Below are 20,950 nucleotides of genomic sequence, written 5' to 3' on the forward strand. Positions count from 1 at the left end.
CTTACCCGGACCCGCCGAACCGGGTGGCGACCGCGCGACGGTCGAGCGAACCTTTCGCGGTGTGCGGCAGCTCGCTCGCCAGCTCGAAGCTGGCAGGAATCTCGAAGGCCGCCAGGCGTTCCCGACAGAACTCGGCGAGCTCTTCAGGAGTCGGCGCTGGCTGACGAGGCACGATCACCGCCGCGACGGCTTCGCCGTAGAGCGGGTGGGGCACTCCGAAGACGGCTGGTTCCAACACGTTGGGATGGGTGGCCAGCACGTGCTCGACACGCTCCGGCGAAATCTTCTCGCCGCCCCGGTTGATCAGCTCTTTGATCCGGCCACGGATGCTGAGGTCGCCGTCGGCAGACAATGTCCCCAAATCGCCGGTGCGCAACCAACCGTCGATGAAGTTCGCTTCGGTGATCTTCGGGTCGCCGAGGTAGCCACGCACCACCGTGGGGCCGCGCAGCCAAACCTCGCCGACCTCGCCGGGGCCGACGGGCACTCCGCCGGACCCGACGATCCGGATCTCGGGCCCGGTCGACTTGCCCACCAGACCGGTTGACACTGCCGGGTTTTCGTCGTCGTCGGGGCTTGTGGTGGCCACCTGGTGGGTGGCCTCGGTCATCCCGAACGCACACACCACCGGTGCGCTGAACTCTGCGTGCAGCGCCTGCGCCGTCTCCGGGGTGAGTGGGGCGCTGCAGCTGCGGATGAAACGCAGGGCGGCCTTGGTGCCGGACGGTTCAGTTTTGGCACGCTCCAACAGGATCTGGTGAATGGTCGGCACCGCCGTGTACCAGGTGGCCCGCACGGCGTCGGTGTCGTCCCAGAAGCTGTGGGCCGAGAACTTGCCGCGCGCCGGCAGCAACACCGCGCCCCCGGATGCCAGGGTCGACAGCAACGCGGCCATCAAGCCGTGACCGTGGTACAGCGGCATCACCGCGACCGTCGCATCCTGCGGACCCAGCCGATACCCGGCGATGATCGCCCGGATCGAACTGGCGATGGTTCCGTGCGTCCACGGAACCATTTTCGGCAGTCCCGTCGTCCCGCCGGTGAACATGATCATGGCGTCGTCGGGCCGCAGCCCCTCAGGTGCGGACGTGACCGGCTTCGGTTCCCCGGCAGCGTCCAAACGGACCGACAGGGCGCCGTCATCGCGGCCCACGCTCACCGCCACCGGCCACCACCGGATCGCCGGATCTTCGCCGTTGTCGTGGCCGTTGCCGTCAACCAGCACCACGCGCGCTCCGGAAGCCTCGGCGCGGGCGCACTGGTCGCTGACGGGCAATGCCGGATCCAACGGGACCACAACAAGATCGGCGCGCGACGCGGCCAACAGCGCGACAACGAATTCGGCGTTGCTGCCTGAGCGCAGCGCCACCCGGTCGCCCGGCAAGAGACCGGCCCTGGTCAGCTGCCCGGCCAGGTCGTCGGCCAACCGGATCACGTCACGGTAGCTGATCGCGACGCGGTCGGCGGTCACGACGAGCGCGACGGCCTCCGGCCGCCGGGTTGCCGCCACCATCACCAGATCGGCGATCCGCGGACTCGACGACTCGGTGGAACCATCGGCCGCGAACTGTTGCGCCACCGCCTTGGTGATCGATGACATCGCACGCTCCTCTCGGGTGTTGCCGGTGCCGGATCGGCTCCTGATGGCCACCCTGCCGGTGACAACGTTGCTTGTCCAATACCGATCCGCTACCGCTCGATAGCCGGAACCTATTGAATGCACCCCGGCCGTCGCCGACCAGTCGATAGACAACGTAAATCACCGAATAGCGACCCGGTCTTGGACACCGCCCCGGTGCTGGAACAAAGTGATGACCGAGACATCCGCGGCCGGGAGCACTCCGGTCCCCCTCAGACACGAGGAGTCGCCACCATGACCACGCAATCGGCATCTCCCGGCGCAGCGGCGGCTGGACCGGCCACAGATCGCCTGACCGACGGGTTTCACCTGATGGTGGATGCCCTCAAGGCCAACGACGTCGACACCATCTACGGGATCGTCGGCATCCCGATCACCGACCTCGCCCGCACCGCGCAGGCCGCTGGTATCCGTTACCTCGGCTTCCGCCATGAGGGCTCGGCCGGCAATGCGGCTGCGGCCGCCGGTTTCCTTACGGCGCGTCCCGGCGTCTGCCTGACGACGTCGGGCCCCGGTTTTCTCAACGGCCTGCCCGCGCTGGCCAACGCAACCGCAAACTGCTTCCCGATGATCCAGATCTCGGGTTCGAGCCGGCGGTCCATCGTGGATCTGCAGCGCGGCGACTACCAGGAGATCGACCAGCTCAACGCCGCCCGGCCATTCGCCAAGGCGGCCTACCGGATCAACCGGGTCCAGGACATCGGGCTCGGGGTCGCGCGCGCCATTCGCACCGCCATTTCGGGCCGGCCGGGCGGTGTCTACCTCGACATCCCCGGCGAGGTGCTCGGCCAGGCACTGGAGGTCTCCGTTGCCGCCGACAGCATCTGGCGGCTGGTCGACCCGGCACCGCGACAACTTCCCGCGGCCGAGGCGATCGACCGCGCCCTGCAGCTACTCGCCGCGGCCCGGCGGCCGCTGATCGTGCTCGGCAAAGGCGCGGCATATGCCCGGGCCGACAACGTGATTCGCGAGTTCGTCGAGACCACCGGAATTCCGTTCCTGCCCATGTCGATGGCCAAGGGGCTACTGCCGGACTCGCATCCGCAGTCCGCCGGCGCGGCCCGCTCGCTGGCCATCGCGCGCGCCGACACCGTGGTGCTGGTCGGGGCCCGGCTGAATTGGCTGCTGGGCCACGGCGAGTCGCCGCAGTGGGCGGCCGACGCCAAGTTCATCCAGGTCGATATCGCGGCGTCGGAGTTCGACAGCAACCGGCCGGTGGCGGCTCCGCTGACCGGTGACATCGGCTCGGTGATGTCGGCGCTGCTGGACGGTCTGGCCGGACGTCCCATCGTGGCGCCGGCGGAATGGACCGGCGAGCTGTCGGATCGCAAGGCGCGCAACGACGCCAAGATGCGCGAGCGGTTGGCCGAAGACCCGCACCCGATGCGGTTCTACAACGCGCTCGGCGCTATTCGCGCTGTGCTGCAACGCAATCCCGATGTGTATGTGGTCAACGAAGGCGCCAACGCACTGGACTTGGCCCGCAACGTCATCGACATGCAGTTGCCGCGACACCGGCTCGACACCGGAACCTGGGGGGTGATGGGCATCGGCCTGGGCTACTCGATCGCGGCCGCGGTGGAGACCGGGCGACCGGTGATCGCGATCGAAGGTGACAGCGCATTCGGCTTTTCCGGCATGGAAATCGAGACCATCTGCCGGTACCGCCTTCCGGTGACCGTGGTCATCCTCAACAACGGCGGCGTCTACCGCGGTGACGAGACGTCGGCGTCCGGCAGCGATCCGGCGCCTACCGTGCTGAACGCTCGCGCGCGTCACGAGCTGATCGCAGAGGCGTTCAGCGGCAAGGGATATCACGTCACCACCCCGTCGGAGCTGTCCGCGGCACTGACCGAGGCGCTGGCGTCGGGGGGACCGTCGATCATCGACTGCGAGCTCAGCCCGGCCGCCGGTGTGGAGAGCGGACACCTGGCGAGCCTGAACCCCACCAGCGCGGCCACCGCCCCGCCGGCACCGGTCAGCGCCGGCGGCTGATTCCCGACATCCGCGCTTCGAAGAACTCGCCCAGGTCCAACTCCTGCGCGCATGCCACGAGCGCGCGAGCGACGGGCGATCCTGGGCCGGCGGAGTTGGTGGCCAAACCGATCTGAGCCTTGCGAATGGGATCGACCAACGGGACGGGACGAATCTCGCCGCCGGTCGGTGTCGTCCATAACCAGGTGTGCGGAACGATGGATGCCCAGTTGCCGGTGGCCACCTGAGCGATGAGCGAAGCGACGGAGTCCGTCTCGACCTGGGGGCTGACCGTGATTGCGTGCTCGGCGAAGGCGGCATCGATGATCTGGCGGTCCCGCATGTCCGGCGAGAGCAGCGCCAGCGGCAGTTGCGCGGCGTCTGGCCACCGCAGCGTCGACGCGCCTGGGGGCACCATGTCGGGCGGCACGAGCAGCACATAGCGCTCCTCGTAGAGCGGCACCACATCCACGTCGCGGCTGTCTTCCGTTGTCGGATGCACGATGATCGCGTCGAGTTCGAAGTCACGCAGCCGGCGGTACAGCTCGGTTGAGGCCAGCCGGGAGCAGATTTGAGCCTTGACCAATGGGTGCGCCGAGCAGAAACCTGACAGCACCAGCGACGCCGTCGTCGACGCGGACGGAACGGTGCCCAGCCGCAGCGTCCCGGTGACACCGGAGCGCACCGCGTCCACCTCGGCCTTGAACGCGTCGTGCTCGGCCAGAATCCGCTTGGCCCACACCACCAACCGCTCCCCCTCGGGAGTAAGGCCCTCGAAGCTATGGCCGCGGTTGATCAGGGTGACGTTGAGTTCACGTTCGAGCTTGGCGATCGCCGACGACAGCGCGGGTTGTGAGACGTAGCACTTCTCGGCCGCCCGGGCGAAGTGCCGCTCCTGGGCGACCGCCACGAAATACTCCAGCTGACGAAAGAGCACTTACACCTCCTCGGCGGTGGAGCACGATTTCGCTGAGGCTAACGTGTCGTCGGCCGGTCAGCCAGTCTGATCAGGTCGTGGGCCGGCTACTGCGGCGGGTTCCAGCCGCGCCGCGGCTCGGGCAAGACGGACGACGAACCGCTACCATGACCACCGGAGCAAAGCCGGACCGCCAGTCCGAGATGTTTGCTGCAGCACGTAGCGGGTACACAGCCACTAGAATGCGGTTGTGTTGATTGCGCCGTCCCGAAGGGTGACTGTCATGCGCCATGCAGTTCGTTATTTGTTCGTTATGGTTGCAATCACGACGATGGCCCTGGCCGGGTCGGGCGCCCTGGCGAGCGCCGCGGTGCCCCTGCCGCAGCCCGTGCCCGGAGTCGCATCGGTGTTGCCCGCCAGCGGCGCAGTGGTGGGCGTGGCACACCCGGTGGTGGTGACCTTCACGGCGCCGGTCGTCGATCACCGCGCCGCCGAACGGACCATTCGTGTCACCTCTCCCCGCAACATGACCGGACATTTCGAGTGGGTCGACAGCTTCGTCGTGCAGTGGATTCCCGACCACTACTGGCCGGCCCACAGCCACATTTCGGTGGGTGTGCAGGAGCTGACGGACGGCTTCGAAACCGGCGACGAGCTGATCGGGGTGGCCAGCATCTCCGCGCACACGTTCACCGTCAGCCGAAACGGGGAGATCCTGCGCACCATGCCGGCGTCGATGGGCAAGCCCAGCCGTCCGACGCCGATCGGCACCTTCAGCGCGCTGTCGAAAGAGCGCACCGTGGTGATGGATTCACGCACCATCGGTATTCCGCTGAACTCTTCCGACGGCTATCTGATCACCGCCTCCTACGCGGTTCGGGTCACCTGGAGCGGCGTGTACGTGCACTCGGCGCCGTGGTCAGTCAACTCACAGGGCTACGCCAACGTCAGCCATGGCTGCATCAACCTCAGCCCGGACAATGCCGCCTGGTACTTCAACACCGTCAACGTCGGCGATCCGATCGAAGTGGTTGGCTAAGCCGGTGCTGATGTAGTCACCGCGCTGCGCGTAGTCCTAGGTAAGGCAACCACATCTCTCACGCACACCCCAGGCTGAGCCCGGTGCGCCTCGACTCGTGAAAATGCCCGTCTCACTTGGAGATTCATGGTGAATGGGCGGGCCCGCTGGTTTTGGGCCTCGGCGATGCTGACCTGGCGGTTGCGATTCGGCCGGCTGACAACGGCTCCGGAAACTTCTAGGCCCCTTTGCTAAAAACTGTTGTGATGGCAGGTGTTCGGGGACGACGGAGAAGGCTCAGGTGCTCACCGAGTCGGCTGCCATGCCGCCGCATCGAGTGTGCGGTGACGGCTTTGACTGTGTATGTAGGGCGGGAATATCCACGATCGGCCGCCCTGACGGCACACTCGGCGCCACCAACGCACACTCGAAACGGACATCGGAGCGACGTCAGAGTCTCCGATGGGCCCGCGCGGCCCCTATGGCAGGTAGTGAACGCGCGACGGGGTCGCCGAAACACCTTTTCAGCCTCAACCCAGACCACGGCGAACGCAACCACGCAACCAACCGCACCAGCACGCGATTTCCATCCCCCCACACAGTGCCGCGTGTCGTGATCCCGATCAGCCCAGGCCGGCCTCGACGACCTTGACGACGACCAGCACTACGGCCACCACCAGATAGCCGCGCAGGGTGAACAGGCCCGCACGACGGGCCGGTGACATGGTCGGGCGGGTGATGGTGGCCAGATCGGGGGTACGCCAGTTCGCCCGGTCCTGCCGGCGAATAGCACGCCGCTCGGCCCGGGTCAGCAGCGAGCTGTCGTCGAGTTCGTCGACATCTTGCGGATCCAGGCCGCCACCGAATGCCCGCGAAATCGTCTCCGCCTTAAGCCGGTCGCCCGTGCGCCGGCCGGCGATCATCACGGCGGCACCGCCCATGATGCCGGTCGCCGCTCCGGCCGCGAGCCCGGCCACCAGGGTGGTGGTCGACAGGTGCGGGAAGAACGTCGCCACCGTCAACGCGAGCGACAGCAACACCAGACACCACACCGTAGACCAGGCAACGATGTTCTGGCGCAACGTGTTTGCCCATGGCCCCAGAACCGCGCGGTCATTGCACAGCAGGACCAGGAAGACGGTCGCCGAGGGCAACAGGATACCGGCGAGCGCCTGCACGCCCTGGGTCACCAGGCCCAGGACCTGATCAGGACTGAACGCAATTGCGGCCGACACCGCAAGGAGGACGGCGTAGCCGCCGTAGAACAGCGGCGCTTCACTGACTTTCCAGTGCAGCGAGTGGCGCTTGCCCATCGCGTCACCGACGGCATAGGTGGTGGCCAGGCCGATCGCGTTCGCCCCGATCAACGACGCGTCGAGCAGGATGATCGCGAACAGCATGCCCACCGTGCCGCTGAAGTGGTTGGCCAGCCCCGTTGCCACCGCTCCCGCATCGGTGAAGTGCCCGGCGTCCACGGTGCCGGACAATCCGAACGCGGTCACCGCCATCAGCGCTGTCGCGCCGACCATCACGACGACGATGCCGAGCACCAAATCCGCTCGCGCATAAGAGATCCACTGTGTGGTGATGCGCTTGTCGACCACGTTGGACTGCTGGAAGAACAGCTGCCATGGTGCGACGGTGGTGCCGACGATCGCGACGATCAGCAACAGCACGGTGGCGTCGAGTCCGCCTGGGAACTGTGGCCGCAATCCGTCGACGGTCCCGGTGAGGGTCGGGTGCACCAGCAGCGCCATGGGAATGATCACCACGTTCACCGCGATCAGCAGGAACATCATCGCTTCCCAGCGGCGGAACGAGCCGCCGGCCACCACGGCGAACAACAGCACCGCAGCGGCCGGAACGGCAATGACCTTGGGACAACCCAGGAATCCGAGTGCCATTGATAAGCCGATGAATTCGGTGACGATCGTCAGTGCGTTGAGAATCAACAGATCGCCGACGCTGAATGCACCCCAGAACTTGCCGAAGCGTTCGAATATCAACCGCGCGTGCCCAACCCGCGCGACGGCACCGAGTCGCAGCACCATTTCCTGGTTTACATACAACACCGGGATCAGCAACGTCAGCGTCCACAACAGCTTCATCCCGTAGTCCTGCCCGGCCTGTGCGTACGTCGCGACACCGCCGGCGTCGTTGTCGCCAACCATCACGATCAGGCCGGGGCCGCTGATGATCATCAAGGTCCGCAGGCGCGCCCAGCGTCCGCGGGTTGCGCCGTTGCTGTCGCGAGGAATCCGCCCGAAAGCACCGACGATGTCACCACTATGTGCCGTGTCCGCCACCGCGGTGTCGGCTACGACGGGAGTGGGCGGGGTTTGGGCGGGTGCGCGACCGGGCGGGCCGCCGTGGCGCCCGGTGGTGATGGAAGTCATCGGATTACTCGCTATCTCAGTGAAGTTGGCATAGTGGGCGGGCCGACACAGCGGGCGGGCGCCCGATCGGCGCCTGCCCACTGAATGGGCAGTGACACGTTGTCGCTTAGTGCAGGTCGGTGATCACCGCGACGGGCATCCGCGCCAGATACGCGTCGGCTCGCTGCTGCGGGGTCATGGTGAAGGACGCGCTCAGCGTGCCCGACAGCCTACGGCCGGCACGCAGCAGAGACCGGCCCCGACCCTTGGTCACCTGGGTAAACCGTTGTGGCACCGCAAAGTTCGTGGTCATCGTGGTCATTGGTTTCTCCTGCCGGCAGCCCGATCGACTTGCGTCACTTAGCCGGCGATGCGAGCGCCCGGTCATGTGCCGCGTGCAAATGCGCACGCGGCAACAACAGTCCGGGAAAGCTCAGGCGGCAGGAATGCCGGAGCCGGATCGGGACAAGACGGATTTCGGATACGGACTATCGCCCGGACTACTCATCTCGCCCTCACCTCCTCACGGCCAGGACACACGGGGGTGTCACGACAGTCACCTGTACGAGGAGGGCTCGCCCGGCGCCAATCGCTGGGCGCACCCCTCTCGTCGGAGCTTCGGCACTGCACGGCGTATCCGGACCTCGCCGGAAGCCACTTGGGCTCAACCCTTAAGCCGGGAGGAGCTGTCCTGACCCGGGGCGTCTCTCGACGTTCGGGGTCAGTGGCCTGTATCCATGCAGACGCCTCACCTACCGAGGTGCTTGCGAATGTAATGCTTACACCGGTACCGGCGGCGCGTCAAACGAGGTTTCACCGAAGCCCGACAAGGTGAGTTTGTGCGACGTGATCGGGCTTCGCTTAAATGACGATGAAGCTGGAAGCTATGGCGTCGGCGGCGCATGTTCTGGCGAATCAGGCCGACGAGTTGCAAGAGGAGTTGGACAGCATCACCTGTGACTGGTGCGAGCTGTCGTCGACGTGGACCGGTGTTGCGGCCTCGGCTTTCGAACCACCCTGGGAGGAATGGCATGCCGGTGATGTGAAGTCGGCGGAAATCTTGTCGGAACACTCGCAGCTACTGATGCAGTCGCTGGACCTGATGCTTGACCATGAAAGCGCCGCGGTGAAGGCTTTCGAGGCCCTGTATCGGAAGGGGCCAGCGGTTTGAGTCGGCCGCTATACGGTCGATTTGGATGCTCTCTCGGCCTTTGCCGATCGGCTGGCAAAGTTCACTGCGCGTGCTGAACAGATCGCTACCGCCGTAGATCAATGTGTGGCCGAGCTGCATGGCAGCTGGCTTGGCCAGGGCGCGGACGCCGAACTGGAATACCACCAAAGGTGGATGGCTGCCGACAAGCAGATGCGTGGAAGGTCTCGATGACCTACGAAGAAACGCTGAAGTGGCCCACCGCAATTACACCGGGGTGGCGCAGCTCAATACGACGATGTGGCCATGACTCAAGACGTCGATCCTGAGATCGTCGCCGAGGCCGGACGGGTCTATGGCAAGGTCTACGACGCCGCCGCGGCTGCGGTGCACCACCTATCAGGGGTGCTAAAGGGGTCTGCCGGCATGGGCGGCACCGACAATGCCGGCCACTCTTGGAGTCTCAAGTACGACGCGCTAGTTGGCGGACGCGCTGGTGGAGCCGGACTCATGGAAGCGGCGACCGCCACGATCATGGGTGCAGCCCAATGTTCGGACCTATTGGCCACCACGGCGGTTAACCACCAAAATGCTGATCAGCAGTCGGCCATGAATAACGCTGGTGCACCGGCGTTTCCGCCCACCGCCAAGCCGATGTTCTTAGTGCCGGCGATCCCTTCGGCGGAGGGAGGGCACGATGATGTGCCGGGCTGGTGGCACACCATTCAGGCATACGTGCAGGGTGAAATGTGGCCAAACGGCCACCAGGACAAGCTGCGCGCGGCCGCTGACGCCTGGCATGCGGCGGCCCGTGAACTGCGCTCGGCGGCCGATATCGCCAACGACGGTGTTATCGAGTCGGTGCGGGCGCAACAGTCACCCGAGTTCCCGGTAGCGGCCACCAACTGCACCATGGCGCGCGATTCGCTCAAAGCCGTCGCCGACGGGTTTGATGCCGCAGGTAAGGCGTGTTCGGACTACGCGCAAGCAATCGATGACGCGCACTCGAAGATCCTGCACGAGATGGCGGTGCTCGGGGCGACTGTCGCGGTTACCGAGGTCGTTGCGGCGGTCTTGATTCCGTTTACCGCGACCATAAGCGAGGGTGTGTCGAAGGTCGTCGACGTAGCACGTTTGACGGCCACCGGAGCACGGATCGCGACGATCATTCGAGAGTTCCGGGTGGCGGCCGAAGCCTCTAGCCTGCCGACCGTTAGCGCCCTCGGCAACGCCGCGCGGGCTGTGGGTGAACTCTCCCCACTGCTGGCCGCCCGCGCGCAGCTATTCTTGGCCGAGGGAACGGTCCCCGGACTGTTGGGCACCGAGGGACTGGATCTGCTATCGCGCCCCTACATCAGGGTCGGAACGCGACAAGCTGTCGAGGCAGCAGCCAGGAAGACACCTGACGGCAAGTATTACGTCAGTGCCACCGATGAGACAGTACGAGGATGCGATCTTGAACCTACCGAAGAGCGCGGACGGCAAGTATTACCTCGGCGCCGACGGCGTCCGCTATCCGGTCGATCCCACCTACCATCTCGGCCACGTCGGCGGTCAGGAGTGGTGGCGCATTCGCGACATGGCGATCCAGCGGCACTGGACACGCCAGCAGCTCATCGAGTACTGCAACCGTCCCGAGCTTTATCAACTCGAAGACGCACCAGGAAACCTCAGCCACGCATTCGAACTACCAAGGGAGGCAGGATGAACACAAACGATCGTGACCGCGCGGGCCGAACGCCGCTGCACTACGCCGTCATTGACGCGCCGGTGGGCCTGGACCATACGACGGCACTCAAGGATCCCTCGTTGAAAGCCGAAAACCACCGCAAGATAGTGGAATTCATCCTGGCTAACTCTCGCAGGCTGTTAGACGCCGGCGCCGACGTCAACGCCATCGACGAGCAAGGTTGCACACCGCTGCATTTTGCAGCCAAAGGAGAAAGCGACGAAATAGTGCGGCTCTTGCTGGATGCCGGCGCTGATGTCAACGCCAGGAACGACAAGGACGAAACGCCGCTATACAACGCCGTTCGCAACACCACGCCCGCCGCGCTGGACATCATGCGGCTACTCCGCGAGCGCGGGGCCGATCCCACCATCGAAACAGCTAACGGATCGACCGCACTTCGATTCGTCAGCCGCTACGGCAAGCCCGAGGAAAAGGAAGTATTCGCCGATCTGCTCTAGGCCAATCCGCGGCCGGCCCCCATTCACAGATTGCCGGGCCCGACACGTAGGACCTCCGCAACAGCTGCCGCACACCTGACTACCTAAGCGACTCCTCGAGCCAAGGTAACAGCCACTTCACGCCTTCCGGAGTAAGGTGGACGCCGTCGCTGCGCACCTGGATGCCGTCCACCTTGGCGGTGTAAACCCCATCCGGACACAGCTTCTTGTTCAAGTCGATGATCCCCACGTTCGGGTGATCACGAACCGCGTTGCGCAACATGGTGTTCCATTGGTTGACCCGGTCGGGTTGGTCCTCCGGATAGAGGCGGCCGTCGGGCTTTTCACCGCCGCGGCTGTAGGGGACGGTGGCCACCATCACCCGGACACCGCTAGAGCCGACAATATTGAGGGCCCGCTGCAGCTCGAAATTGAGGTATTCGTCGAAGGTCGGGTCACCGATGTGGGTCCATTTTCCTTCGTTGACCCGGTCCACGGTCTCCCACCGGCCGATGATCAGCAGCGCGACATCGGGTTGGTCCTGGCTGATCTGCGTGGACCACCTGCTGGGCCAGCCGTCGCATTCCGGCCTTTGCTCCAGGGTCTGGCCGATGTACCGATACGGCGTGCCGCGCACCAGGCTGCACCCGATGACCGTGTGGTCGACGAATCGGAATCCGGGAGTGGGCGGCAGGTAATGCATCATGGTCCAGCCGATCGAATCACCGAACACCGAAACGGTGAACGGCCGGTTGCGATCCCGCGGGCCCGGATTCGGACCCGAATGGCCCGCGCCCGGCGGCGACGGGGAGACCGCCGCGACCGCCGAAACGCCCGGCGGCAGACCAACTTCGCGCAGACCGGGTCCGGTTGCGACGGGGACGACCAGCATCGTCGCCGCGGCCGCGGTCGCCACGGTCGCCGCGGCCAGCGGCAGCAGCGGAACACCTGAAGGTCGCCAGCGCCGGATGGGTTGTTCGATCAACCACCATGAGGCGGCGGCCAAGGCCACGGTGGCGGCGCAACGCACGCCGAACAGTTGGAATCCGGTCCATCCGGTGCGTTCGCCGTTGAGCGTCAGGAAGATCGGCCAGTGCCACAGATAGATGCCGTACGAGATGGTGCCCAGCCAGACCAACGGCCGCCACGCCAGCAGCCGCGCCACCGCTCCACGTTGCTCGAGCGCCACCGGGGCGACCACCAAGACGGCGGCTACGGCCACGGCCAGCAGCAGACCGTGCCGGAATTCGACGATGCTGCCGGTCGCGAAGTGCGTCATCGCCGCCAGCCCGGCCAACCCGATGACCGGAAGCAGCCGGGCCATTCGCCGCCCCCACCGGCTGCGGACCAGACACCAGCCGCGGTTCAGTGCGGCCCAATCCCCAACCAGCAGAGCCGATGCCGCAGCGCCGATCAACAGGGCCTGGGCGCGCGTATCGGTGCCGAAATAGATCCGGTCACGCGTCGCCGCGGAGACGAAGACAATGGCCGCCGCGGCCGAGACCAACGCACCCAGGGTGGCTATCACGAAGGCGGCGAACCGAACGTGGCCCACCGTGGTCTTGGCGAAGTAGCGTTTGGCCCGGGCCGCCAGCAGCAACGCCACCGCGATCAGCAGCAGCGGCCAGGCGATGTAGTACTGCTCCTCCACCCCCAGTGACCAGGTGTGCTGCAGCGGTGACGGCGGGGCGCCCTGAGTGAAGTAATCGGTCTTCTGCGCCACGAACCGCCAGTTCGCCATCCACAGGAAAGCGGCGATCGCGTCGCTGCGCAGACCGGTAAGCGCTTGGTAGGGAAGGAATTCGCGTACCGCGGTGACGGTGAGCACCATTAAGACCAGGGCCGGCAGCAGCCGCCGGGCACGGCGAATCCAGAACGCGGTCAAGCTGATGCGGCCGGTGTGTCGCAGCTCGTTGAGCAGCAGCGACGTGATCAGGAACCCACTGAGGACGAAAAAGATGTCGACGCCGATGAACCCGCCACCCATGCCGGGAATGCCGCCATGCCCGGCGAGGACCAGTGCAACCGCGATCGCGCGCAACCCGTCCAGCGCCGGGATACCGCCGTGTCGCTCGGGCCGATCCGGGACGGCTCGCCGCCCGGCACGGCGCACCGGGGCCACCCAACGGCGTCGTGCTGCCGAACGTGCCGGTACGGAATGTTTCCCGTCCGGCTCAGTGCTCGCTGTTAGCGCGCCCTGACCGCATTGCCGCCCGGCGCCGTCGTTGCTGCCGATACGTCGCTGCCCCTCCTCTTGATCCCAGCCAGCTTAGCTACGGGTGCGCCGAAATCCTTCGAAGACACGCGAGGACGGGCTCATTCAGCGATGTCGGCCTCGACGACGCCCAGTCCGAGTTCGTCGAGCACCTCGGCGGTATGTGCGCCAAGTTCGGGGGCCGGGCCGGCGACCCGACCGGGCGTTCGGGAAAACCAGGTCGGCACACCGGGAAAGCGCACCGGACCATCGGGCGTGGCCACCGTCTCGAAGAAGCCCACGGCATTGAGGTGCGGGTCGTCGAACAATGCTGCGGGACTGGACAACGGCGACGCCGGTATCTCCAGCTCGCGGAACAGCTCGAGCCATTCCCGGGTGGTGCGCTGGGCAATCGTTTGGGCCAATAGCGCATACACTGTGTCGATCTCGCGCGCGCGTCCTTCCAGGGTGGCGTAACAACTGGCGGCCCAGGGCGGTCGCACCGCGTTGACGAACGCCGCCCAGTGCTTGTCGTTGTAGATCAGCGCGGCGATGTAGCCGTCGCTGGTTCGGTACGGCCGTCGGTTGGGAGCGACCGTGCGTGGATAGACCGCCGGACCCAGTGGCGGATCGAACATGGCGCCGTTGGCATGCTCCACCAGCATGAAGGAGGCGATCGTTTCGAACATGCCGACTTCCACTTCTTGCCCTTCGCCGGTGCGTTCCCGGTGGAACAGCGCCATCATCGTGGCGTAGAGGGCGGTCAGACCCGCGACCTTGTCGGCCAAAATCGTTCCCACATAATTAGCCTCACCGGTCAGCTGCTCCTGGACGAACGGCAATCCGCAGGCGGCCTGGATGGTGTCGTCGTAAGCCGGCAGATCCCGGTTGGGTCCGCGTCGGCCGTATCCATAGCAGTTGGTGTAGACGATGTCGGGATTGATGGCGGCCACCTCGGCGTAGCCGAATCCGAGCCGGGTGATCGCCTTGGCCCGCATCGAGTGGATGAAGACGTCGGCCTGTTCGACCAGCGCCCGCAGCGCGGCCTTGCCGGACTCGGACCGCAAGTCGGCAGTGATGGCACGTTTGCCCCGGTTGACGTTGACGAACACACCGCTCATGCCGTGGGCCGGACCGACCGAAATGTAGCGGGTGTCATCGCCGTCCGGCGGTTCCACCTTGATGACGTCGGCGCCCATGTCGGCCATGATCTGGGTGCAGTAGGGCCCCATCACCATTGCGGTGAGGTCGACGACACGCACCCCGACCAGTGGGCCCGCACTGTTGCTAGGCATCTGGCAGACCTATACTGCGCGTGGCCATTTCGAAGCTGTACCGGAGATGTTCGCCGTGACCGTCGGGCACCACCGGAAACACTAGCGGCTCGGCGACGTCGCGGATGTCGTCGAGGTGTTCGGCCACGTCCTCGATCGACCACGACGGACGGTGCACGCCTGGGGATTCGGCCACCACCGCCCTGGCGACCCGGCCGGCGACGGCGACCAGCATCTCACCGGTGATCGGGCACGATTCGTGAGCCAGCAGCCCGACGACCGGAGCCACCAGCTCGACACCCATCGGCGGGTACGTCGGAATATCCAACCCGTCAGCCATTCTCGTCACCGCTGCGGGGACGATCACGTTGCAGAGCACTCCGTCCGGGGCGCCTTCGAGCGCCACGGCATTGGACAGGCCGACCAGGCCCGCTTTGGCGGCAGCATAATTGGCCACTCCGTAATTGCCGTACAGGCCGCCGATCGATGACGTCAGCACGATGCGGCCGTAGTGCGCTTCGCACATCAGCGGAAACGCCGGCCGGACCACATGGAAGGCTCCGCGCAAGTGCACGTCGATGACCGAATCGAAGTCCCGGTAACTGATCTCCTTCAACGAGGCCCGCCGCACCGTGCCGGCGTTGTGGACGAGAATGTCCATCCGGCCGTGGCGTTCCAACGCCGTCCGGATGATCGCCCGGCCGCCCGCAGCGGTGGCCACCGACTCGACGCACGCGACAGCGTCGCCACCGGCCGCCCGGATCTCGGCCACCACCTCATGTGCCGGGCCGGGGTCCAAACCCACGCCGGTCATGCTGGAGCCGGTATCGTTGACGACGACGGAAGCGCCCCGGGAAGCCAGCAGCAGGGCATAGGCGCGCCCCAGTCCACGGCCGGCCCCGGTGACCACGGCCACCCGGTCGTCGAATCTGAGTTGAGTCATCAGGATTCCAGGGCGAGGCCGTCCAGGCCGCCTTGAGCGCGCCAGGCGGCCAGCAGATCGCTGAACACGTAGAAGCCCGGCCCATACGGCTCGCCCAGATGCGATCGGATCCCTTCGCTGCCGCCGCCCTCGTTGTTGTAATAGCCCGGCGTGCATTCCAGGTCGAACGCACTGTTGTCGATCGCCGTCTCCCGGATGGTCCGGCACCAATTGTTTTGTGCCTCTTGGGTCGGCTCCACTGTCGTCGCACCCCGGGCCAGGGCCTGCGAGATGATGTAGGCAATGTGCTCGCCCTGCAGCTCGTAGTTGGCGGCGATGTTCGCCGAAATACCGACCTGGGTGAAGCCGGTGAAGAACTGGTTGGGAAAGCCACGGCTGGTGAACCCGTGAAAAGTCCGATAGCCGTTGCGCCAGTGGTCGAAAAGCGAACGCCCGTCCCGGCCTTCGATCGTGTCGATCGAATAGCGGCGGCTGATCTCGGTGGTGATCTCGAAGCCGCTGGCATAGATGATGCAGTCGACCCGGTACTCAATATCATTGGCTACCACGCCCTTTTCGGTGGCCAGCTGCACCCCTTTGGTCGTCGACACGTCGACCAGCGTCACATTGGGACGGTTGAAGGTCTGCAGGTATTCGTCGTTGGTGCACGGCCGCTTGCACAGGAACCGGTAATACGGTTTGAGCGCCTCGGCGGTTTCCGGGTCCTCGACGATGCTCGCGACCCGGCGCCGCAGCCGCTCCATGACCTTGTAGTCCTCCTCCTCCCGGATCGCCATGAACTGCTCCGGGGTCATCGACGCCGGGTCCTCGAGCGCGAGCACCCGCGCGGCGGTGTTGCGGCCGAGCTCGGTCCAGAAGTCGCAGACGTAGTCGGGCTGGCCGAGGGCCATTCCCTCGAACGTCCAGGCGTGGAAGTTGCGTTGGCGTTCCTTCTGCCAGCCCGGCTTGAGCGTCTTCACCCACTCCGGATCGGTGGGCAGGTTGTTGCGCGGCCCCACCGACGACGGTGTGCGCTGAAAGACGTAGAGCTGCTTGGCATACCGGCCCAGGTACGGCACGATCTGGACGGCGGTTGCCCCGGTGCCCACCACCGCGACGCGCTTGTCGCTCAGCTTGACCAGGCCACCGTTGCTGTCTCCGCCGGTGTAGTCGTAGTCCCAGCGGGAACTGTGGAAGCTGTGGCCCGTGAAGTCCTTGATGCCCGGAATGCCGGGCAGTTTGGGCCGGTGGAAAGGCCCGGACGCCATGACCACGAACCGGGCCCGCAAGTCGTCGTCGCGGTTGGTGCCGACCCGCCAGCGCTTGATCGACTCATCCCACCGCAAGGCACGCACCTGGGTGGAGAAGATCGCCGAATCGTAGAGCCCGTAGTGCTTTCCGATGCGCCGGCAATGCTCGTAGATCTCGGTGCCGTCGGCGAACTTCTTGCTGGGCATGTAGTTGAGTTCTTCCAGCAACGGTATATAGCAATAGGATTCGTTGTCGCACTGCAGCCCGGGATAACGGTTCCAGTACCAGACACCGCCGAAGTCACCGCCCAACTCGATGATCCGGACGTCGTCGACCCCGGCATTTTTCAGATACGCGCCGCACAGCAGCCCGCCGAAGCCGCCGCCCAGCACGACGACGTCGACGTCCGCCGAGATCGGATCGCGAACCAGCGGCGGCGAATACGGGTCGGTTTCGTAATACCCCGCAAACTCGTCGACGAGTTCGATGTACTGCTGCGAGCCTTCCGGCCGCAGCCGCTTTTCCCGCTCACGGCGGTACCTTTCGCGCAGCGCGGGCAGGTCGATATCCTGCGGCGTCTGCGTCGGCGGGCAGTCGGGTGCCGTCATGCCAGCGCGTTTTCCGGCAGCGCCGCCGGATGCAACGGCGCCGTCATCTCGTGCGCCGCGGGCAGCACCTCCGCAGCGAACAGTCGCGTGCTGGCCATCGCCTCGTCGTAGGGCATGGTGCCGAACTGCGGGACAATGGTCAGCTCGCAGAACGAACACGCCTGCTGAGCGGCGCGCAGCCGCTTGAAGATTTCCTCCGGCGTGCCGATCAGCAGGTTGGAGGCGTGATAGCCGGGCGTCTTGGGAGCGCTCTTGGCGTCGCTCGGCGAGGGGCCGGTCACCGACGAGGCCAACACGGCGGTGGCGCTGGCCTCGCGGGCCGCATAGGCTTCGTAGCCTTTGACGCCCTTGAAGTTCGACGCATCGGCGAATCCGTAGTGCACCGTGACATCCCGGTTCGCCGTCCAGATCCACTCCTCGGACTTGGCGGCGTCTTCGGGCCTGGCAGTGCAGTACATGAACATGACGTTTTTGGGCTGACACGGCGGCAGGCCCTCTTCTTTGCGGAAGATGTTGATCTGCTGGACTTCCCGGCCGGCGTCCTCGATCGGCTTGTTGCCCACGAACAGCGGCACCATGCCTCGGCGCGCGAGGATCTCCAGTGACTCGGCCGTCGACGACGAACTGTAGATCCGGGAGAAAAGATCACGGGTTTGCGGCTCGGGGCGCAGCGACATCTCCGGGACCGTGAAGACCTCGCCTTCGTAGGCGAACCGCTCCCCGGACAATGCCAACTGCAGGATGTCGAGGGTTTCGTTGAAACGCTGGCGGCTTTCCTCACGCGGGACGCCGACGGCGGAGAACTCTCCCTTCGACACCCCGCGCCCGATCCCGATCGTGGTGTAGCGGCCGTTGGAAAGGATGTCGAGATAGGCGATCTGGTGTGCCAGCCGGACCGGATGCCACCAGGGCGCCACGACCACGAAGGTCCCCAGTCCGATCCGCTCGGTGCGTCCGGCGAAGTAGCTGAGCGCCTGAATCGGGTTGGGTGTCATGCCATACGGGGTGCCGCAGTGCTCCGGCAGCCAGATTCCGTCGAACCCGAGCGGTTCGGCCAGATCCCCGAGCGCGAGCGTGGCCTGGACGCACTGCCAGTCCGGGGTGGTGGGTGGCTGGCCGAAATCTCCGGCCAGCACACGTTCCCAGTCGTGGGAGTTGTGCGCTCCCAGCCCGATATTGACTTTCATTGCTTTGTTTCCGTTGGCAATTGGCGTGGCGCACCGGTGCCCATATACATAGCGAGATTGCGGTGCAGGTTGGCGGTGCTGCGCTCCATGTAGGGGTTGGGCTTGGGACCGAGGAAGCCCAGCGATTTCATGCCCTGCTGGACCGCGGCCATGTTGGAGAAGTCCTGCGGCAGCACATTGCGCCATCCCGGGTCGTCGGGCGGCGCATACACCCATTCGGTGTGTGGCTCTGCACCTTTCGGGTACAGCTCGTAGCAGGCCGCTTCGAAAATGCATTGGTCGGGGTGGTAGCCGTGCGGCCGGGCGCTGTAGCACAGCGCCGTCGTAAGGCCCTGCCCGATCTGGAAGTTCGGAAAGATCTGCCAGGCGGTGCCGCTGCCGGCCAGATGTTCGGGATCGATGGCCGGCCAGATCACGCCGCGGGCGGCATCGTCACGTCGCGCGGAGCTCAGCCAGTGATCGAGCACCTGACCGGCGGGCGTGCCCTCGGGTAGTTCGTCGACCAATCGGAGCGCCGCGTCCACCAACGTCTTGGTGGTGGTCGCGTTGGTCTCTTCCAGGGTGTAGCGCTGCATTTCGGCCGTGGACACCCGCGGGTCGGCACCGGTGCCGAGCCGGATCTTGGATTGGGTTTCTTCCAGGCCTTCCGGTGCGTCATAGCCGATGTTGCTGTGCTTTCCGTGCGCCCTGGCCCAGCCGCGGAAGTTGCCGAACTTGTTGAATTGCGGATGGGTGGTCGCGACGTGATAGGTCTCGTTGAAGGCCTCCATCGCGACCTTCCAATTGCACTGGAAATGCAGCCACTTTTGCCATTTGCAGCGCATGTCCTGCAGGTTGAACGGGTCGAGCATGGTGGCGGCGGGCTCGAGATAGTCGCGTAACGGCTCGGCGGCGGGATCCATGTTGATCCAGATCCAGCCGCCCCAGGTGTCGACATGCACGGGCGCAAGATGGGTGTTCTCGGAAGTCAGTGCGCCCTGCCAATCCTGTTGTTCGGGGATGTGGATGCAGTTGCCGTCCCGGTCGTAGGTCCAGCCGTGAAACCCGCAGACGAACGACTTCTTCTGGCCGCATACGCGTTTGGCGCCCGCGGGAACATCCACGAGCCGGCGGCCGCGGTGCATGCAGACGTTGTGGTGTGCTTTGAGGGTGTCGGGTGCGGTGCGCACCACCACGATCGAGTCATCGAGAATGTCGTAGGTGAGGTAGCTGCCGACCTTCGGAAGATCTTCGACACGCCCGACTTGCTGCCATACCTTGCGCCACAGCTTGTCCCGTTCGGCACGGGCGTAGTCTTCGCAGATGTAGGCGTCGACGCCGATCGTGACCGGCGCGCTCAGCTCAGCATCGGTTTCGGCCGGGTCCATCGAAATCTCCATCCAGCTCAGGCCTCCCAGCGCTTGATCGCCGCGCGAAACGAGTCGTCCTTGAGAAACAGCGAAGTGTTGTCGGCGCCCAGATGTCCCCACTTGAGGCTCAGGCCGCCGTCGACCAGCAGTGTTTGTCCGGTGATGTAGCTCGACAGGTCCGACAGCAGAAAGAGGATGGCGCCGGCCACCTCCTCCGGCCGTCCGCGCCGTCCCATCGCAATGGCACGGCGGTCGCGGTCAGGGTCCTCGTCGGTGTAGGTCCGCGACGCCGGCGTCTCGGTGATTCCGGGTGCCACCGCGTTGACGCGGATGGCGGTTCCGCTTGCGTCGCAAGCGAGTTCGAGGGCCATCGTGCGGGTCGCCGCCACGATCGCCGCTTTGGCGGTGCCGTAGGCGATATGGAACGGCGCGGTATTCATTCCGCTGATCGAGGAGAGGGAAACGATTGAACCCGAATGCTTTTGGCGCTTCAACTCCGCGGCCACCGCCTGGCTCATGAAGAACATCGTCTCCAGATTGCGGGTGAACAGCTCGCGCCAGTCACTGCGGGTTACCCGGGTCGAGGGCATCCAGGTCGACGGGTCGGCGCCGCCGACGACATTGACCAGACCGTGCAGATCGCCGTCGGTGCGCCGGACCACCTCCATGGTGGCGTCGATGCCCTCGTCGGTGGAGATATCGGCCGCCACCTTCACCACCGGCAGCCCCTCGGCGATCAACGGGTCCAGGTGTTTGTCGAGATTGTCCTGCCCGCGGCTCACCGCGATCACCGTCGCCCCCGCCTGGGCAACCAGACGCGTCACGGTGGTGCCGATACCGCCGCCCGCCGCACCGGCGATCACCACAACCCGTCCGGCCACACTCAACAGATCGTCACACATCTAATTGTTTGGACAAGGTAAC

17 protein-coding genes, 1 pseudogene and 1 riboswitch are annotated in these 20,950 nt (G+C 65.5%); of the genes and pseudogenes, 7 read left to right on the top strand and 11 right to left on the bottom strand.

The genetic code is table 11. The features are described 5' to 3' along the window. Nucleotide 1: 1 nt before the first annotated feature. Nucleotides 2-1,600, bottom strand: coding sequence for a FadD7 family fatty acid--CoA ligase (locus CDN38_RS12730; protein WP_075512600.1), 1,599 nt, complete (start codon nt 1,598-1,600; stop codon nt 2-4). Nucleotides 1,601-1,873: 273 nt separating this feature from the next. Here CDN38_RS12730 and oxc point away from each other — a divergent pair, with 273 nt between their 5' ends. After that, nucleotides 1,874-3,634, top strand: a complete 1,761-nt coding sequence (gene oxc / locus CDN38_RS12735) for an oxalyl-CoA decarboxylase (protein ID WP_075511902.1) — start codon at nt 1,874-1,876, stop codon at nt 3,632-3,634. Here the strand turns inward: oxc and CDN38_RS12740 are convergent. Further along, nucleotides 3,618-4,550 (bottom strand): LysR family transcriptional regulator, encoded by a 933-nt coding sequence (locus CDN38_RS12740; protein WP_075511903.1) that lies wholly within the window; start codon nt 4,548-4,550, stop codon nt 3,618-3,620. The genes oxc and CDN38_RS12740 overlap by 17 nt on opposite strands. A 262-nt stretch (nt 4,551-4,812) precedes the next feature. Between CDN38_RS12740 and CDN38_RS12745 the strand changes: the two genes are divergently transcribed. Next, on the top strand, nt 4,813-5,568 hold the full coding sequence (locus CDN38_RS12745) for a L,D-transpeptidase (protein ID WP_075511904.1): 756 nt from the start codon (nt 4,813-4,815) through the stop codon (nt 5,566-5,568). Between the two features lie 602 nt (nt 5,569-6,170). On the opposite strand, the gene CDN38_RS12750 is transcribed toward CDN38_RS12745, so the two are convergent. After that, the gene (locus CDN38_RS12750) at nt 6,171-7,943 is read right to left on the bottom strand and encodes an NRAMP family divalent metal transporter (protein ID WP_099318987.1); all 1,773 of its coding nucleotides are present in this window, start codon (nt 7,941-7,943) and stop codon (nt 6,171-6,173) included. Nucleotides 7,944-8,049: 106 nt separating this feature from the next. Beyond that, nucleotides 8,050-8,244: a hypothetical protein gene (locus tag CDN38_RS12755; protein WP_075511906.1), complete on the bottom strand. Its 195-nt coding sequence runs from the start codon at nt 8,242-8,244 to the stop codon at nt 8,050-8,052. 273 nt (nt 8,245-8,517) lie between these two features. Continuing rightward, a riboswitch (M-box (ykoK) riboswitch) is annotated at nt 8,518-8,689 on the bottom strand. A gap of 104 nt (nt 8,690-8,793) precedes the next feature. Between CDN38_RS12755 and CDN38_RS12765 the strand changes: the two genes are divergently transcribed. The 5 genes and pseudogenes from CDN38_RS12765 to CDN38_RS32405 all read left to right on the top strand — a co-directional run bounded on the left by CDN38_RS12765 (nt 8,794) and on the right by CDN38_RS32405 (nt 11,262). Beyond that, complete coding sequence (locus CDN38_RS12765; protein ID WP_233026857.1) at nt 8,794-9,093, top strand: WXG100 family type VII secretion target; 300 nt, start codon at nt 8,794-8,796, stop codon at nt 9,091-9,093. 21 nt (nt 9,094-9,114) lie between these two features. Next, nucleotides 9,115-9,306, top strand: a complete 192-nt coding sequence (locus CDN38_RS12770; protein WP_233026858.1) for a WXG100 family type VII secretion target — start codon at nt 9,115-9,117, stop codon at nt 9,304-9,306. A 420-nt stretch (nt 9,307-9,726) separates the two neighbouring features. Next, nucleotides 9,727-10,137: pseudogene (locus tag CDN38_RS33555) on the top strand (WXG100-like domain-containing protein); the annotation flags it as partial. Between the two features lie 367 nt (nt 10,138-10,504). After that, the gene (locus tag CDN38_RS33000) at nt 10,505-10,780 is read left to right on the top strand and encodes a GH-E family nuclease (RefSeq protein ID WP_082277251.1); all 276 of its coding nucleotides are present in this window, start codon (nt 10,505-10,507) and stop codon (nt 10,778-10,780) included. Further along, nucleotides 10,777-11,262, top strand: a complete 486-nt coding sequence (locus CDN38_RS32405; protein ID WP_075511908.1) for an ankyrin repeat domain-containing protein — start codon at nt 10,777-10,779, stop codon at nt 11,260-11,262. Before CDN38_RS33000 ends, CDN38_RS32405 begins: the two co-directional genes overlap by 4 nt. Before the next feature lie 79 nt (nt 11,263-11,341). Here CDN38_RS32405 and CDN38_RS12790 read toward each other — a convergent pair whose 3' ends face one another. The 7 genes from CDN38_RS12790 to CDN38_RS12820 all read right to left on the bottom strand — a co-directional run bounded on the left by CDN38_RS12790 (nt 11,342) and on the right by CDN38_RS12820 (nt 20,928). Next, nucleotides 11,342-13,354, bottom strand: a complete 2,013-nt coding sequence (locus CDN38_RS12790; RefSeq protein ID WP_075511936.1) for an SGNH/GDSL hydrolase family protein — start codon at nt 13,352-13,354, stop codon at nt 11,342-11,344. 203 nt (nt 13,355-13,557) lie between these two features. Then, nucleotides 13,558-14,730, bottom strand: a complete 1,173-nt coding sequence (locus CDN38_RS12795; RefSeq protein WP_075511909.1) for a CaiB/BaiF CoA transferase family protein — start codon at nt 14,728-14,730, stop codon at nt 13,558-13,560. Further along, nucleotides 14,723-15,652, bottom strand: coding sequence for an SDR family NAD(P)-dependent oxidoreductase (locus CDN38_RS12800; protein WP_075511910.1), 930 nt, complete (start codon nt 15,650-15,652; stop codon nt 14,723-14,725). The genes CDN38_RS12795 and CDN38_RS12800 overlap by 8 nt, the downstream gene beginning before the upstream one ends. Beyond that, nucleotides 15,652-17,490, bottom strand: coding sequence for a flavin-containing monooxygenase (locus CDN38_RS12805; RefSeq protein ID WP_075511911.1), 1,839 nt, complete (start codon nt 17,488-17,490; stop codon nt 15,652-15,654). The genes CDN38_RS12800 and CDN38_RS12805 overlap by 1 nt, the downstream gene beginning before the upstream one ends. Beyond that, entirely contained in the window at nt 17,487-18,677 is a 1,191-nt protein-coding gene (locus CDN38_RS12810) for an LLM class flavin-dependent oxidoreductase (protein ID WP_075511912.1), read from the bottom strand. The genes CDN38_RS12805 and CDN38_RS12810 overlap by 4 nt, the downstream gene beginning before the upstream one ends. Continuing rightward, a complete protein-coding gene (locus CDN38_RS12815; protein WP_075511937.1) occupies nt 18,674-20,044 on the bottom strand; it encodes an aromatic ring-hydroxylating oxygenase subunit alpha in 1,371 nt (456 codons plus the stop codon). Before CDN38_RS12815 ends, CDN38_RS12810 begins: the two co-directional genes overlap by 4 nt. A gap of 17 nt (nt 20,045-20,061) precedes the next feature. Then, nucleotides 20,062-20,928, bottom strand: a complete 867-nt coding sequence (locus CDN38_RS12820; RefSeq protein ID WP_075511913.1) for an SDR family NAD(P)-dependent oxidoreductase — start codon at nt 20,926-20,928, stop codon at nt 20,062-20,064. Between the last annotated feature and the right edge of the window lie 22 nt (nt 20,929-20,950).

The organism is Mycobacterium ostraviense, from assembly GCF_002705925.1.
GTDB lineage: Bacteria > Actinomycetota > Actinomycetes > Mycobacteriales > Mycobacteriaceae > Mycobacterium > Mycobacterium ostraviense.